This is a genomic window from Streptomyces poriticola (assembly GCF_036689765.1).
Taxonomy (GTDB): Bacteria; Actinomycetota; Actinomycetes; order Streptomycetales; family Streptomycetaceae; genus Streptomyces; species Streptomyces poriticola.
Genome location: NZ_JBAGKH010000006.1, coordinates 108535 through 123820 on the forward strand (window position 1 = coordinate 108535; position 15286 = coordinate 123820).

Genomic DNA, 15286 nt, shown 5'->3' on the forward strand with positions numbered 1-15286 from the left:
CGTGAGTCGCTGAGGTGGAAGAGGAAGGGGGCGGGCGGGTCAGCCCGCCTTGGCCTCCACAGGCGCCTTGCCGCTCGGATCCTGCGGCGGCGGTGCAAGGGCACGGTCCGCGGCGAACGCCCCTCGGGACACGGCCCGCTCGAGCCACCAGCCGGCGATCTGCGACGTGACGATGGCGGTGAGCACCAGGGTCGTGAACAGCGAGGCGTTGACGATCCCGGCCTCGAACGAGACCGTGGCCAGCACGATGCCCGGGCCACCTCGTGCGTTCAGCGCGACGGCGAGGTCGAGGGACTCGGCCTTCGACCGGTTCGACAGCCGGGCCCCGACGTACGCGCTGGCCGCCTTCGCCAGACAGGCCACCAGGATGAAGCCCACGGTGAACCACAGGTCGAAGGAATGGACCAGGTCGAGCTTCAGGCCGACCATCGCGAAGTAGACGGGGATGAAGAACCCGGCGGCAAAACCCCTCAGCTGGCCCAGCGGTTCGCTCTGCGAACCTCGCCCGGCCAGGCCCGACATCAGCCCCACGACGAACGCACCGAACATGGGTGCGACTCCGAGGAACACACAGCTCGCGGCCACCGCCAGGAGCACGGCCATGCGCACGGCCACCGTGCCCAGCGGGTGGTCCGCGGCACCGGCCGTGCCACCCGGTCGCCGCCGCAGCACCACTGCCAGCAGGGTCATCAATCCGAAGAAGGCCACCGAGGCCACCGAGTGGTAGGCCGCGGAGGCGTTGGCCGACGTGATTCCCACGGTATGGGCAAGGCCGAAGCCGCCCTCCCCGCCGCCCGCGACCATGCCCAGCGCCACGGAGAGGATCACGTTCAGGACGACGTCCTCGACCACCGCGACGGACAGGACGACCCTGGCGAACCTGGTCCGGATAATGCCCAGATCGAGCATGATCCGGGAGATCACCGGGATGCTGGTCACGGCGATCGCGCAGGCCAGGACCATCGTCAGCGCGGACACGTTGTCGGCCGGCCCGAGGAGGTCCTCGGTGTCGATGACACTGACGGCCAGCAGCCCGAGCCCGAAGGGCACGACCATACCGGCCAGGGCGATCACCGCCACCGACCGGCCGTCCCGCCGGGAGAAGACCGTCCGCATCTCCACTCCCGCCGTGAACATCAGCAGGAGCATCCCGAGTTGGTAGACCAGTGCGGGCCCGGAGGCCACCGGCCCCTCCGCGGGGAACAGCCAGTTCTCGGCCCGGGGCAGCAGCTGCCCCAGTACGGTCGGCCCCAGCAGCAGCCCGCCGAGGATCTCCCCGATCACGGGTGGCTGCCGGAACCGGGCGAAGATCCTCCCCATGCCGTGCGCGGCAGCCAGCAGCAGGGCGAGCGCCGCCAGGACCCGGAAGAGGTCAATCTGAGACACGGGCGTCCAGACTGAAGCGGGACGCCACGGCGGACGTGGAGCCCGTGTACTTGCCGTCGTAACCGACCGACTCGCCCTGCATCGACCAGAAGGCCAGCTTCCCGATCATCATCCCGGGATAGACCCGCACCGGGTGCGCGACCTTCATCTCCAGCGTCCACGGAAAGACCGCTCCGCTGTGCCCGAGCGGGGCGGAGAACTGGATCCAGATACCGAGGGTCGAGGCGGACCGGCAGGCGTAGAGGGTGGCCGCGTAGTGCGGGCTGCCCATCGCCTCCATGGTGCCGCCGAGGTAGAAGCGGCCCGGTTCGAGCACCATGCCCTCGGGGCCCATCTTCACGTGCTCGGCCTTCGGCGGCTCGAAGCAGTCGATCACGTCCTGCTCGTACCAGAGGATGTCGTCGGCCAGACGGAAGCCGTAGCTGTTCGGCTCCAGGCGCTCCGGGTCGAAGTCGTCGATGTGGATCCGTCCGGCGCGTACCTCGGACAGGATCTCCGGTCCGCTCAGGATCACAGCCAGCTCCCCAGCAACTCGTGGACTGCGGACCGGTATTCGTCCAGGCCCGCCGCGTTGTCGATCACGGCGTCCGGGGTGATCAGGTCGATCTCCCGGGTCGAGCGGTCGGCGCGGGACGGATCCCCCCGGCCGGCCAGCCGCTGCCGGCGCAACTCCTCGTCGCAGGTGATGCGCAGGACGCGGAAGCCGTGGCCGCGCAGTGCCGGGGCGTCCACGTGCGGGTCACGCAGATCGTCGTTGACGACGAGGTCGGCGTCGGTGTCCGCGAGGCGCGCGGTGAAGTCCGCGACAAGCGAGTCGGGGCGGATGCGCCGCATCGCGTCGGCGAGCGCCTCCATCAGGATCTGGTCCTGCGCACCGTCGTGGAGCGAGCCGCCGGCCGTGCGGTACACCTGCTCCTGGAGGTCGTACAGCGGCTTGGCGAGCTTGATCCGGGCGTGGGTCAGTCCCTTGTCCCCGGCGAACTCCTCGATGAGCGAGGCGCAGGTGGACTTGCCCGCACCGGCCAGGCCCACCACGGATATCCGCAGGCTGCGGCCAGTCTCGACCTTCATCGTGCGTTCTCCTTCTCGGTGGTCCGGGTCAGGACGGCGTCCGGATCGACGTCGAGGGTGCCGCGCAGCCGCACCATGTCCACGGATCCGAGCACCGTGCGCAGTTCGGCCAGGCCCCGGTAGAACGCCGTGTAGTCGGGGACCAGGTAGGTCTGCCAGGTGAAGAAGGTGGTGTCGACCTGACGGTCCACGATCTTGTTCAGGTACGCCCAGCGCTCGTTGCCGTCCGTCAGGTGCCGTACGGTCAGCGGCTCCCCGGGTCTGACCTCGGGCAGCAGCAGCGCGGCCAGCCGCTTGGGATCAGCCGTGAACTCCGTGCCGAGCCAGGACTCGAAGACGTCGGGGTCCATGAGGATCTTGTGGCTGGGCTCGTACGTGTCGATCCGGTCGTCGACACCGTCGCGGACCAGCTTCTCCAGGCGGGCGTCGGCCCGGATCGTGCCGACCCCCACATACGGGTAGTCGCGCCAGGGGTGGACGAGGATCTCGCCGTCCTCGATCGTGCAGAAGAGCTTGTCCCCGGTGAAGTACTTCCAGCCCGGCCGGCGCAGGGCGGACAGCAGGGTGGTGGTCTTGCCCGCGCCCTTGGGCCCGGCAATGATCACGGCCTGGCCGTCCCGGTGCAGGCCGGAGGCATGCAGCACCACGGTGCCTCGGTTCTCCTCGTGCCTGATGACGAGATCGCGCACGAAGTCGAGGATCTGCACCGTGGACCGCTCGGTGATCCGGACCAGGAAGGTGTTGTCCTCCGCGGTGTCGGCCGGGGCGTCGAGCAGTGTGGCCCGGTTGATGTACTGCCGGCGGCCGCCGGTGTCGACGACGTGGGCGTCGAAGTTGAACTCGGCGGCGTTGCTGCGCCTGATGACGGACTGCGGCAGCTCCCACACTTCGGGGGCGATGTCCGCGTCCGGGTCGTAGGAACGTACGTCGACGGAGAAGGTGATCTCGCCGGCCGGGGCCGGCGAGATCAGGTGCCGAAAGAACCGGCGGACGGGCTCGAACGTGCCCTCCGCGTCCTCGGCCACGTCGAACCGCACGGTGGTGTGCAGGAAGTTCAGGTAGAGACTCATACTCAGGTCGCTCTCTGTTACGCGGCGCAGGCCGTGAGGGCTCGCAGCAGTTCGTCCGCGTGGGCTTGGAAGGACTGGGACCAGATGGGTTCGAGCAGCGGCGCGAGGCCGTCGACGCCCAGCTCGTAGTCGAGAGCGAGCGCGATCCGGGTGCCGGTGTCGGCCGCGGTCAGGGACCACTCGCCCGACAGCTTCTCCAGGTCACCGACGGTCTGCTCGAAGCGCAGCCGCAGCCCGGGCCCAGCGGCCTCCCGTTGCCGCCAGGTCACCTCACTGCCGTTGAGCAGGACGGTCCACTCGTTGACGCGGAACGTCCTGTCCTGGTCGGACTGCGGCCGGACGGCTACCACGTGCCGGGCCCGGGACGCGACGAGCGAGCTGTCCTTGACGATCGCCCACACCTCGTCCGGGGTACGTCCCTCGATCAGCGTGTCCGCCTGGATCTCAGGCATGTGCACCTCACTTCTGTGTCCGGCAGCCTCAGGCGGCCTTCATGAACGGGGCCAGGAATCCGATGTCGAGCCCGGCCGTACGGGCGAGCTCCGCCCAGACCCGCAGGGTCCGCAACATGTCCCGCTGCCCCTCGGCGACCAGCCGGTCGGGCAGCTCACCGGGGAAGGCGTCCAGCAGCCGCTCCCACAGCAGGTGGATCTCATCCACGGCGCAGCTGCCGCCGCCGAACTCCTCGTGCAGGCCGAACACCTCGGCCAGCTCGGGTCCGGTCGCGTCGACCACCTCGCGCATCCCGTACTCGAGCGCGAGCGCCAGGCAGTGCGCGTCGTCCACGGCGACCCGCCCCGCCAGCCGCTGGTCGATGTCCAGCAGTTGCTCCAGGAGGCGCAGTTTGGCGGCCTGCTGCATCTGCGGCTGCTCGGTACCTCCTTCGAGATCCTCGATGTACGCCCGCCCTTCGGCCAGCATCAGCCAGGAGGCCTGCACCCAGACCTCGACGGTCTGCCGACCCGCCATGACGTGCCCGGCCCGTACCGACGGGAAGGCGGTGAGCTCGCTCGCGCCGCGCGAGGTGCACGACACCCGGTCCCGGTACTCGGCCATGTTCCGGTCGCTCCTGTCTGTCGCGGTGTGCTTCGTCATCGCCCGGTCTCCTCGCCCCGGTAGCCGATGCGCAGCCGGGCCGCGCCCGCTCGCAGCGCCCGCAGCAGGGAGGCGGCGGTCGGCGCGTCGAGCGTGGACAGCTCGTCCAGGCCGACCGGTCCATCGGTGAACGGCAGGTCCGTTTCGGCGCCGACGCCCGGCAGCACCACTCCGCTGCCCGACCCCAGCACAACCGCGGCACCGGGCAGGAAGGCCCGTACCCGTCCGGTGAGCTCCACGCCCACCGTGACCGCCTGCGCGGTGCCGGTGGCCTGTACGGCGTCCACGACCAGCTCGGTGAACGGCGCTGCCACCGGCGCGGCGGCCGTGGCGGGGTCCAGGAAGGTGTGGACGTCCTTGCGGAGCCGCTCCAGGCCGGCGGCCGCCGACTGGAGCCGCTCGTCGTGCCAGCCGCCCTCGGCCATCAACCGGGTCCAGCGCAGCACGTACCACTTGCGGGTGGTGTAGACGTCGCCGTGGTGTGAGAGCAGGCCGTCCATCAGATGCAGCAGCACGTTGTACGCGTAGCCCACCCGCCCCCGCGTCTCGCCCGCGGCTTCGGCCAGCGCGGTGTGCGCGGCCTGCTCGATCGCGGTCTGCAGGGCGGCCCGACTCCAGACCCGGCTGAGGGCGGGCAGCCACCGCAGGTACGGCGCGGAGCCGTCCATCGCGATGCCGTTGACGATGCGCTCGGTCTGCTTCCGGCGCGGTTCCCGCTGCTTGTCCCAGACCCGGAAACCGGCCACGCTCTGTGCTGCCGGGAGGTCGGCGAGCCGGTCCAACTCCTCCAGGTTCGATGCAAGTTCGGATTCGCTGAACGACACGACCTCCAGGTGGTGCCCGTTCTCGAAGATCTTGGTGGATATCCGGGGGCCGTCGATCGCGGCTTCCTGTATTCGGATGAAGTCCAGGTCGCTGGTCGAGTTGGCCAGTCCGTGCACGGGAGAGCTGGTCAACAGCAGCAGGCCCGCGCCGACGCGTTCGCGCATCAGCTCGGACAGCCACGCGGCGTCCAGGTCACGCGTCCCGAGGAAGGCCGTCACCTGCGCATGTCGACGGGCTGTCAGCTCGTCGGGAGAGAGGAAGTGGGGAAAGCCGGACGGCATAACCATCATCTTTCGTCGGTCGGTTCGAAAGGGCCGGTGCGGTACAGGCTTGCGGCGTCCGGGCCGAGGCCCAGCTGGCCGAGGACCAGCGCGGCCGGCAGGGTGTTGTCGACGACCTCCGCCGCCGTGCCGGGCGGGATGTCCGGGCCGACCGCGGCGTGGACCGCGTGGAGCCTGCTGTCACCGGTGTTGACGACATGGGCCCCGGTCTTGGCGACACGTCGCACCACCGCCCCGTCCCCCAGCAGTTGGGCACTCGGCTGGTAGTCGTCCGCCAGAGCGACATAGGCCACCGCGGGGTCCGCCGGTGCACCGGTGAGCGGCTCACCGTCGCGGTCGAGGAAGCCCGCCACCACGGGGCGGCCAGTCTCGTGGTCCGTGATCGAGGACAGGGCAGCCCGCGCCTGCGACATGACCTGGCGGGCGCGTACGGGATCACCGGCCGTGCTTTCGCCCGCCCACAGGGAGCCGTTGTTCGCCGGATGATAAAAAACCTGGGAACCTTCGGGGTCCAGACCACCGTCGAAGTCGCGCACCGCCAGGCCCGCGCGCACCAACTGGTCGTTGAGATGCACCAGGTGAGTGCTGCCGACCATGCCGTGATCCGCTCCGAGCACCACGGTGTCCTCCGGGCCGGCCCGGTCGAGAACCCGGCCGAGAACCGCGTCCGACCAGGTGTAGCAGCGCCGGATGTACGACCACACCCGCTCGGCGATGTCCGGACGGTGGGCGGCGCTCCGCCCGTCGCACCAGCCCAGGAACTCGTGGCCCACGTCGTCGGTCATCGGCAGGTAGACGACGACCAGGTCCGCGTCGTGGGTCTCCAGGACCGCGTCGGCCACAGCGCCGAAGGACCGGGCCACGCACTCCACCGAGGAGAGGAAGACCTCCTCGGCCGAGCCGTCCCCGCCCTCGGCCAGCCGGGGGCCGAACACCCCCTGGCGGTAGAGCGGTCCGACTCCCTCTCCCGCGAACGGCGGGGACTGCGCGAGGCGGTGCAGTGTCTTCGGGTTGCGGCCGGCGGTGCGCGTCCGCCAGACCCCCGTGTGCACCAGCATCAGCCGTTCGCCCACCCGGACACAGCACACCCAGGTGCCGTGATGCCGGTCCAGTCCGAAGGGCTGCCATCCGCCGCCGGGCCCCAGCAGCAGCCGCTCGCCGCCGGTGATCCGCACCCGCTGCGAACCGTCCTGGGCCCGATCGACCACGGCTTCGACGCGGTAGTCGCCGATGTCCCAGTGCTGCTCCCCGGGGCCGGAGTCCAGTGTGCGCAGCGCATGCCGGGTCAGCCGGCCGCTGTACGCCTCCACCGCGCCGTCGATGTGCGGCCCGACGTGGTCGTCGGCACCGAAGACCCAGGGTGCGTGCACCAGCGCGCTCGTCAGATCGGTCTCGGACATCGCCTCCCACACCGGCGGCGCGGCCGGGAAGCCCGGCGAGAAGCCACTGACATGGCTGGCGACGCCCTCCCCGGCACCCGGCACGGTGTACCCGGTGACCTTGTGCTCGGCCGGCCAGGCGCCGGTGAACAAGGTCGCGAGAGACGGCGGGGTCTGGCAGTTGGGGCGTGCGGGGCGGGCCGCCGCGAAGACCCCGCGCTCCCGCATCCGCGTGACGGCAGGCAGCGCGCCCTCGCGTTCCAGCCGGTCCACGACCCAGTGCGCCCCGGCGTCCCAGACCACCCAGTAGACGGTCACAGGAGGCCCCACTCGCGGATGAGCTGCGGCAGCCCGGCCACGGAGTCCAGTTCGTGGGTGGCCTGCCCGGTCAGCCCTTCGGCCCGTTGGTCCTCGTACTTGCCCGTGCGCACTTGTACGGTCCTGAGCCCGGCGGCGCGGCCTCCCGCGATATCGGTCGTGGCGTCGTCACCGACCACCACGCACCCGGTGACCGGCACGTCCATGGAGTGGGCCGCGAGCTCGAAGAAGTCGGTGGCCGGTTTGCCCAGTACCCTGGCCTCGGTTCCGGCGGCGTACGCGACGGCCGAGACCACCGCGCCGGTGTCCAGGTGATCCCCGTCGGCCCGCTTGAAGTAGCGGCCCGTCTGGAGGGCGAGCAACTGCGCCCCGTCCCGTACGGCCCGGAAGGCCCCGTCGAGCGCGGCGTAGTCCAGCGTGTCCCGGCAGTCCCCGATCACCACGTGGCTGTACGGGGGTTCGTCGGCCAGGGTGGGCAGCACCGCGCGCAGTTCCCGCGAGACCAACGGGTAGGTGCGGGCGCCGGCGGCGGTCAGCAGCTGGGCGGCCGCCACCACCGGCGTGAACAGTTCCTCCGCCGCCACCGTGAGCCCGTAACCGGCCAGGTCGGCCCGGATCCGCTCCGCGGGTTTGGAGTCGGTGTTGGTCAGGAAGCGCAGCCCCACACCCAGCTCACGCAAGGCAGCCACCGTCTCCGCTGCACCGTCGATCACGGCGCCCCTGGCGTACAGGGTGCCCTCCAGGTCGAGCAGGACCGCTCGCACCGCGGCGCCCGTCATCAGCCGACCTTCCGGGCCAGCTCGGGCCGGGCCGCGACGGCGTCCTTGAGGAAAGTGCGCTTGGAGTAGAAGCCGCGCCGGTCGTTGAGGCCGCGCGCCCTCAGGAATGCCTCCAGCCAGGCGACGATCTCCTCCATCTCGGCCAGCACCTCGGCCTCGTCGGGCTCGACGGCGACCCGGCTGCGCAGGTACTCCAGCTCGCACTGATTGAGGGTCACCTCACGGGCCTCGACCAGGCTGCAGTGGTCGAAGAAGACGCCGTAGACGTGACCGGTGCGCACCGACTCGAAGTTGATGTCGTAGCGGACCCGCCGGAAGGACGGCAGTCGGACGGCCTCGACCTTCAGCTCCTCACTGACGTACCGCTCGAAGCCGCCGTCGTCGGCCAGATCGAGCCCGTACGTGTGGCTCTCCCTGCGGTCGAAGGTGTCCTCGGCGTACCACTTCCGCTTGAGCAGGTGCTTGCCGTCGGTCGTGGGGATGAAGGAGGCGTAGCCGCGCTCCGCCTCCATGGGGCCGGTGACCTCGAACAGGTGGTTGAGGTAGTCCCAGGCCTGGTACTCGTCCCGGTATTCCGGGATGTAGCCGGGCAGTTCGCCGTGCAGCAGGCTCTGGTACAGCTCGACCGTCAGCGTCCAGGCGTCCACCGGCGGGGTGAGCGTGTACTTGTACTCCAGCTCCTTGCCGCTGAAGCACTTGCGGTAGCAGCGCTGGTGGTTGTTGAGGAAGAGGAACTGCTCCGCGTGCCGCCGGACCGCCTCCGGCAGCCATCCCAGCTCCTCGATGCCGGCCGTGGGCACGGTCTCGGGCGTGATCCGGATGAAGCAGGCGTCCTCGGCCAGGAAGCGGATCTGGCTGTGCACATGGGCCCGGTCGCCGTCGGCGGTGACGTAGAACAGCGGCACGAGCGGTCCGACGGCCCGACCGGTGACCTCGGTCACCGCCTCGCGCAGCGCCTGGCCGGCCAGCATGCCGGGGAAGAGTTCGTCGCCGAGAGCCTTCGCAGTGTGCCGGCGTGTGCCGTCGACGGTACGGACGGCCAGCTCGAGCGGGCCGAGGCGGTCCCACTGCAGGACGACCGTGTTGCTCGGGAACGCCTGTTCCACCGGGGCGTCGAGTCCCACGAGAACCACGGGGTCGGTGCCGGCGAGCGGCGCCGTGCCGTTGAGGAGGTGCAGCCCGCCGAGGACGAGCCAGGCACGCCGTCCGGCCGCGGCAGTGGTCGGGGTGGTGGTGTCGCTCACGGTCGTTCTCCCTTACGGCCGGTCGTCGCGACCGTGCCATCACTGATCACTGCTTCGGCTCCGCTGATACCGGCGGCGGTCACCGCGGGGACCCGGGCCTCGCGCAGCAGGATCGCCAGGTGCCCCAGCGCCGAGCCCTGGTCGAAGACGAATCCCGCGACGTGCTCAAGGAGGACGGAGAGCACCGCGTACGGCCGTGCGGCGCTGATCACGGGCTTCTCGTCGTACGACTTGACCAGCTCGAGTATCCGGGCCAGGCCCTCGTGCTCGGTGACGTCCTGGGACTTGTCGATGCTCACGGCAGGGCCGATGGAGAGGCGGCGCAGCAGAGCGTCGTCGTCGAGGCGCAGCAGCGGTCCCCGGGCGGTGCCGGGTGAGATGCAGACCTCTCCGTGCGCGACGGTGACGGTGTCGTCGCCGCCGAGCACCGAGTAGTCGACGAAGTACAGCGTGCCCCGGTCGAAGACCCACTCCAGGGTCACTGGTCCGTGTTTGGCGTGCATGGCCGCCGTGAAGCGGGCGAGTTCGTCGAGGTGCGGACGCAGAATCGTTCCGTCAGCAGGGCACGTCACATTGGACGCATCGTCGTACCCTCCCGCAACGTCTCCGACGACGATCGCCTCGCCACCCGCGGTGCCGCGGTTCAGGGCCATCAGGCCCTCGTCGGTGTACTCGACGACGAGGCCGTTCCCTCCCGCCCGACGGGAGATCACCCCGAGCTCGCCGCGGATGAAGTCGCGTACCACCACCGTGTGCAGGTCCGTGCCGTCCGCGGTCACTCCCGTGGTGACGGCGAGCTGGTGCGGCACCTCCTCCTTGGGCACCACGATCTGGCGCAGGGTGTCGCCGAAGTCCAGCACGCATTCATCGGTACCGCCGGAGAGCGTGTCGCGCAGGGCCTTGCTGCCCTCGGCGCCGTGCAGACCGCGGCCGTTGAACCGGATGACCCAGCCCGCACCGGTGGACACCCCATGCTCGTGGGCCAGCCGGTGAGCGGGCCCGCGCTTGGCGCTGTAGCCGCTGTAAACCGCCGCCACCGCACCGAGGTTGAAGTCGGCGGGGAGTTCGTCGACGTACAGCTGGTGCGCTTCGGTGACCGGTTCGGCGGAGCCGTGGGAGACCTCGCGGGCCGCCGTGAGCGGGCGCACCTGGACGAGGTGGACGCCGTCGGCGTCGGCCGCCCACTCGACGTCCACGTGATGGCCCCGGCTCTCGCGCAGCCGCCGGGCCAGGGCGACGACCTGGACGAGAACATCGTGTTCGGCCGCGTCGCGTTCCTTCGGCCCTGCGGCCAGTCCGGCCGAGTCGGCGCGCCTCGGCACGGCGACGCCGGCGACGAGTTCGTCGGCGAGACCGTCTACGTACTCCACGGACACCCGGTCGTCGTCGCCGTCGAGGCCGGTGAACGCGACACCTGCAAGGGTCGGGCGTACGAGCTTCTGAACGATCACGGCAAGGCGCGGAACCGGGGAGAAATCTCCGGCCCGGATACGGGCGGCGACTGCCGGGGCCTCGTAGTACGAGCGCCAGCACTGCTCGACGGCGTCGATGACGGCGTCCACGCCACCGACACCCAGGATGGACTGATGGATCCCGGCGAGGCTGGATCCGTCGGTGTCCTCGTCCAGGCCCGAGGACCGTACGGCGAGTTCGGTCTTCTCGCCCCCGGAGCCCGGGAACATCTCGCTCAGCCGGGCAGCCAGCAGCTTCCGGGCCTGCTCGGGGACGCGGATCCCGGCGCCGATCTTCTGGATCTTCGCCACGGAGTCGGTGAAAAAGGCGCCGACGGTGGCCTTGAGGTCGCCGAAGGCGTCGGCGAGCGCGGCGTTCTGCTCGGCGGTGAGCGCGTCGGTGAACTCGCCGGCGGGCACGCAGAAGGCGTCCGGAACACGGAAGTCGTGACTGGATGCCGCGAGTTGGGCGAACTTGGGGCCCACGTCGTTCGCGTCGAAACTCGCACCGAGCCCGGGGAAACGCTGGCGGGCGAACTGCTTGTCGAAATCGACGTGGATGTCGCTGGAGCGGGGACCGACGGATCCCTGGTACTTGCCGTCGTAGAGGACGATCTCGCCCTGCGGGCGCCACCACATCATCTGGCCGATGTTGATGCCGGGATACACCCTGACCCGGTTCATGGTGTAGAGCTGCAACGTCCACTGGCCGACGTAGCCGATGTCGCCCAGGCTGGCGGAGAGGTTGATGAAGAGACCGAGCCGGGCGACCGAGGAGCGTGCCGCGAAGGTGGGCGCGTAGTGCTCGCTGCCCAGCATCTCTATGGTGTGGGCGAGGTAGAGCCGACCGGGCTCCAGGACATAGCCGTCGTCCGGGATCTCGATCTCTTCGAAGTCGTTCGTGCGCCGGGCGTCCAGCGGCATGCCCTGGTAGACCCGCAGCGTCTTGCCGAGCCGGAAGTTGTAGCTGTTCGGGTTGACCTGCTCCGGCGTGAACGGCTCGATCGTGATACGACCATTGGCCCGTTCTCGCTCGATCTCGGTCCCGGTCAGAATCATGGGTGCCCCGTTTCGCTCGTGCTCGTAAGAAGGTGTGGAGAGCCTCGGACGGCCGGCCTCACGGAGACCGGCCGAAGGGGCGTCAGCCCCAGCCGGTGTCGAAGGCGGAGGCGGAGACGCCACCGGCGCCGGAAGCGCTCACGGTGCCCGCGGTCGCGTTCGCACCGCCGAACACGCCGATCGCCGCGGCCAGGGCCCAGCCAACGAGAACCGCCTTGCGCAAAGTCTTCATGACACTGCCTTCACCTGTGCGTTGGTTCCTGTCCACCTGCCCATCACAGAAGTTCCCTTGCAGGGATGAAGGGCAGGATGAATCACCATGCCAAACGCTGCAGGTGCATGAGCGGGCAGAATGGATCATCAAACTGCATGGCAGCTTCTTGCCAGGACCGCACATGGGGATATAGATGGACATATTGACCAACGAAGGTGAAGGCGAAGCAAGCGAAGCAATTATGCAAGGTGTGTATGAATATGCACTGCAGCGCCTTCCGGGGGACACCTTTCCGGTCAGCTCCATCAGCATGGGCACCGGCTTGTCCCCCACGCAGGTCAGTGCCGCCGTGCGGGAACTCCTGGCCATGGGACTGCTGCGCAGCGGTCCCGGCGACGAACTCCGGGCGGTGGCGCCCGAGGACGCGGTGGCGTGCGTCGTCGGCCCCCTCGATCGCGACATCCGCGCCCGCCGCGCGCTCGCGGAACAGACCCGTGAGGCGATCATGGCCTTTCTGCCCGTCTTCGAGACGAGCCAGTTCTCCAGGGAGAAGGAGAGCAGGTTCGAGGTCCTGGAGGAGCTCGGCCAAGTCCGTGCGGTCATCGCCGACCTGACGGCGCGGACCCACAGCGAGATCCTCACGGCCCAACCGGGTGGCGCCCGCGGCGAAGGCATCCTCAAGGAGGCGACGCCCAGGGACAGGGCCGCCCTCGACCGGGGTGTCAGGATGCGCGTCCTCTATCAGCACACGGCCCGGTTCAGCCCGGGCACAGCCGCGTACGTCGACCAGGTATCGGAGTTGGGCGCACAGGTGCGGACCCTGGACGACCGCTTCAGCCGCCTCCTGGTCTTCGACGAGGAGACGGCGATCATCTCCCTGCCCGGCAACCACCTGGGCGCGGTCGTGGTCCGCGAGCCGCACATGGTCGCCTTCATCGTGGAGACGTACGAGCGACTGTGGCTGGCGGCCGAACCCTACGCAGTGGCCTTCGGCGCCCGCGCCGAGGTCGCGGGCGACGTCCAGCAGGCCATCGTCCGCCTTCTCATCGAGGGCCTGACGGACGCCTCCATCGCCACGCGTCTGGGCATGTCGGTGCGGACCTGCCGCCGCCACATCGCGGACATCATGGAGGAGTTGGGCGCCCAGAGCCGCTTCCAGGCCGGTCACCTGCTGACCGTCCGCGCCCGGCAGGACTGACGTAGGCATCGGCAGGGTGGCGGTGTGCCGCATGACCGTCCACGCAGAACCGGGCTCCCGCATCCGAGCGGGGACAACAAGGAGCACGGTTGACCGGCATCGGCGGGACCGACACAGTGAGCAAGCGGTGCATGGACACGTGCACGCCGGATTCGAGGGGGTGCGTGAGGCCTTGGCGCAGCTGGTGCAGGACCAGCTGCGCCAGCTGGTGCAGGACCAGCCGCAGCCGACCTGGCAGCAGCCGGCGGTGTACCGGCACGGTGTGCGCCTGACGGCGGACGGGAGCCCTCGGACGGGGATCGGCGGGCGGAGTCGCCTCCGCCCGAGGTGTGGCCGGCGCCTATGCGTCGCTCATCGGCGGCCTGGACGAACCGGCACTGCTCACCCCGTACACGATGGAGACGTTCAGCCAGATCCACTCGGGGGCGTCGAGGCCGTGGGCGGCGCCGAGAGCCGGTTCGCCCTGGGATTCCAAGTCTTCGAGACCGTTCCCCGGCACTCGGCCCGGACGCCTTCGGCCACCCGGGCGCAGCTGGCGCCGTAGCGTTCGCAAGCCCGCGACCCGGCTCCGCGTACGCGCACGTCCGGAGCCGGTTCGCGCTCGGGGACAGTGCCGACAGGGGAGTCACCTTGCGGAAAGCGGCGCGACCTCCGACCCATGCAGGGCGACCGCGCAGGTCAACCGCCGGACTCCCACCCGGACGAAACCGCAGGAAAGCAAGAATCCCCAGGTCAATAGCCCGACCTGGGGTTCAAGGAGAGCCGCCTTCGGGATTCGAACCCGAGACCTACGCATTACGAGACCATGAGGGTTCGTGTTGCGTGGTGCCCACTCGTGCTGCAGGGTGACGTTTTGCCTGATCAGAGGACATACGACCTGTTGGCTCGTGACGCCTCGTGTGACACCGTCCAAAGGCGTCTGTCCACCGGCTGTCCACCGGGTGGGGGCACCACCGGCACTGCGCGACCTCTGGCGGCGGCGAGCCGCCTCCCGATTGCATCAGTTCAGAGTCTGCTGTCCGCTTGTAGCGAACATACAAGACCCCTCTCCCAGTCCGAGTGCTCTCACTGGTGACGGAGGTGGCCGCCGTCGGCTCTCATCTGGCGGCCGGGCATCCCAACGGTGCTTACCGGCGCTCCCTGTTGTCTACCGCGACTGGCCCCTCGGTACAGAACTCACACTCGTGCTCACCCAGCGTGCGGCTGACCATCCGCGGAGACGCCCGCTCGAATCGAACGCCTCCCACGGCTTGCTCGGACATGGGGGATGATTCCCCCGCTGAATCCCGTGCTCCCTTCCGAGTCGTCCGACGCAGAAAAGCGGGAATGAGGGCGCCGGGTAAACATTAGGCGACAGATCGAGATATTCCATCGTTCTGGTGCGCTCCGTGAAGGAAGAACGGGCAGGGCCCCGCCTCCTCGGCGTGAGTCCTGCCCGCTCATCTGCCAATCTGCCGGCTAGTCCTCGTCGTACAGGTCCTCCGGCAGCAGATGCCTCGTCACCTGGAGGAGCCGCTCCACCCGTGTCGGAGCGGTCTCCACCTCCTTCACGAGCCAGTAGGCGAGGAGAGCGCTGCCCTTGGACCCGCCGGACAGGATTTCCTCGTACAGCGACCAGGTTCCAGCCCGTACCGCGTCCTTGCACGCCTCGGCGAGGTCCTCGTCGTCCACGATGACGAACGACCAGAGCAGGTCCAGAAACTGATTCCGGGCCGCCGGCGAGATGCTCCGGTCCGCCAGCCCGGCCATCAGCACCCGGGCGACGGGGACAACGGTCGGAGTCGCCCAGCTCTCCTGCAGCACGTGGAACTCGATGTTCCTCGGCCTGGCTTCATCTCGCGTCTGCGCGCGGGCCATTCGCAGCAATTCCCCCGGAACGTGATCCGCGGAGGCGCAACTGCGGCATGGGAGCGTGG

General features: G+C 69.6%; 15 protein-coding genes. 1 reads left to right on the forward strand and 14 read right to left on the reverse strand.

What is annotated here, in order from left to right; translation table 11 throughout:
• Window positions 1-39: 39 nt before the first annotated feature.
• The 12 genes from V5O46_RS12365 to V5O46_RS12420 all read right to left on the reverse strand — a co-directional run bounded on the left by V5O46_RS12365 (window position 40) and on the right by V5O46_RS12420 (window position 12190).
• Window positions 40-1386, reverse strand: coding sequence for a cation:proton antiporter (locus tag V5O46_RS12365; protein ID WP_332884602.1), 1347 nt, complete (start codon window positions 1384-1386; stop codon window positions 40-42).
• A complete protein-coding gene (locus V5O46_RS12370; protein WP_332884603.1) occupies window positions 1373-1900 on the reverse strand; it encodes a dCTP deaminase in 528 nt (175 codons plus the stop codon). Before V5O46_RS12370 ends, V5O46_RS12365 begins: the two co-directional genes overlap by 14 nt.
• The gene (locus V5O46_RS12375; protein ID WP_332884604.1) at window positions 1897-2457 is read right to left on the reverse strand and encodes a hypothetical protein; all 561 of its coding nucleotides are present in this window, start codon (window positions 2455-2457) and stop codon (window positions 1897-1899) included. The genes V5O46_RS12370 and V5O46_RS12375 overlap by 4 nt, the downstream gene beginning before the upstream one ends.
• Complete coding sequence (locus tag V5O46_RS12380; RefSeq protein WP_332884605.1) at window positions 2454-3527, reverse strand: hypothetical protein; 1074 nt, start codon at window positions 3525-3527, stop codon at window positions 2454-2456. The genes V5O46_RS12375 and V5O46_RS12380 overlap by 4 nt, the downstream gene beginning before the upstream one ends.
• Window positions 3528-3544: 17 nt before the next feature.
• Entirely contained in the window at window positions 3545-3979 is a 435-nt protein-coding gene (locus tag V5O46_RS12385; RefSeq protein ID WP_332884606.1) for a type II toxin-antitoxin system RatA family toxin, read from the reverse strand.
• 28 nt (window positions 3980-4007) lie between these two features.
• The gene (locus V5O46_RS12390) at window positions 4008-4622 is read right to left on the reverse strand and encodes a DUF6031 family protein (protein ID WP_332884607.1); all 615 of its coding nucleotides are present in this window, start codon (window positions 4620-4622) and stop codon (window positions 4008-4010) included.
• A complete protein-coding gene (locus tag V5O46_RS12395) occupies window positions 4619-5728 on the reverse strand; it encodes a DUF6001 family protein (protein WP_332884608.1) in 1110 nt (369 codons plus the stop codon). The genes V5O46_RS12390 and V5O46_RS12395 overlap by 4 nt, the downstream gene beginning before the upstream one ends.
• Before the next feature lie 5 nt (window positions 5729-5733).
• Window positions 5734-7425 carry an alkaline phosphatase family protein gene (locus V5O46_RS12400; RefSeq protein ID WP_332884609.1) on the reverse strand — a complete coding sequence of 564 codons (1692 nt, stop codon included), beginning with the start codon at window positions 7423-7425 and terminating at the stop codon, window positions 5734-5736.
• Window positions 7422-8204 (reverse strand): HAD-IIA family hydrolase, encoded by a 783-nt coding sequence (locus V5O46_RS12405; protein ID WP_332884610.1) that lies wholly within the window; start codon window positions 8202-8204, stop codon window positions 7422-7424. Before V5O46_RS12405 ends, V5O46_RS12400 begins: the two co-directional genes overlap by 4 nt.
• Complete coding sequence (locus V5O46_RS12410) at window positions 8204-9448, reverse strand: hypothetical protein (protein WP_332884611.1); 1245 nt, start codon at window positions 9446-9448, stop codon at window positions 8204-8206. Before V5O46_RS12410 ends, V5O46_RS12405 begins: the two co-directional genes overlap by 1 nt.
• Window positions 9445-11958, reverse strand: a complete 2514-nt coding sequence (locus V5O46_RS12415) for a dCTP deaminase domain-containing protein (protein ID WP_332884612.1) — start codon at window positions 11956-11958, stop codon at window positions 9445-9447. Before V5O46_RS12415 ends, V5O46_RS12410 begins: the two co-directional genes overlap by 4 nt.
• A gap of 82 nt (window positions 11959-12040) precedes the next feature.
• The gene (locus tag V5O46_RS12420; RefSeq protein WP_332884613.1) at window positions 12041-12190 is read right to left on the reverse strand and encodes a hypothetical protein; all 150 of its coding nucleotides are present in this window, start codon (window positions 12188-12190) and stop codon (window positions 12041-12043) included.
• Window positions 12191-12494: 304 nt separating this feature from the next.
• Here V5O46_RS12420 and V5O46_RS12425 point away from each other — a divergent pair, with 304 nt between their 5' ends.
• On the forward strand, window positions 12495-13370 hold the full coding sequence (locus V5O46_RS12425) for a LuxR C-terminal-related transcriptional regulator (RefSeq protein WP_332884614.1): 876 nt from the start codon (window positions 12495-12497) through the stop codon (window positions 13368-13370).
• Window positions 13371-13710: 340 nt separating this feature from the next.
• Here V5O46_RS12425 and V5O46_RS12430 read toward each other — a convergent pair whose 3' ends face one another.
• Window positions 13711-13845: a hypothetical protein gene (locus V5O46_RS12430; RefSeq protein ID WP_332884615.1), complete on the reverse strand. Its 135-nt coding sequence runs from the start codon at window positions 13843-13845 to the stop codon at window positions 13711-13713.
• Between the two features lie 983 nt (window positions 13846-14828).
• Complete coding sequence (locus V5O46_RS12435) at window positions 14829-15227, reverse strand: hypothetical protein (protein WP_332884616.1); 399 nt, start codon at window positions 15225-15227, stop codon at window positions 14829-14831.
• Window positions 15228-15286 lie beyond the last annotated feature (59 nt).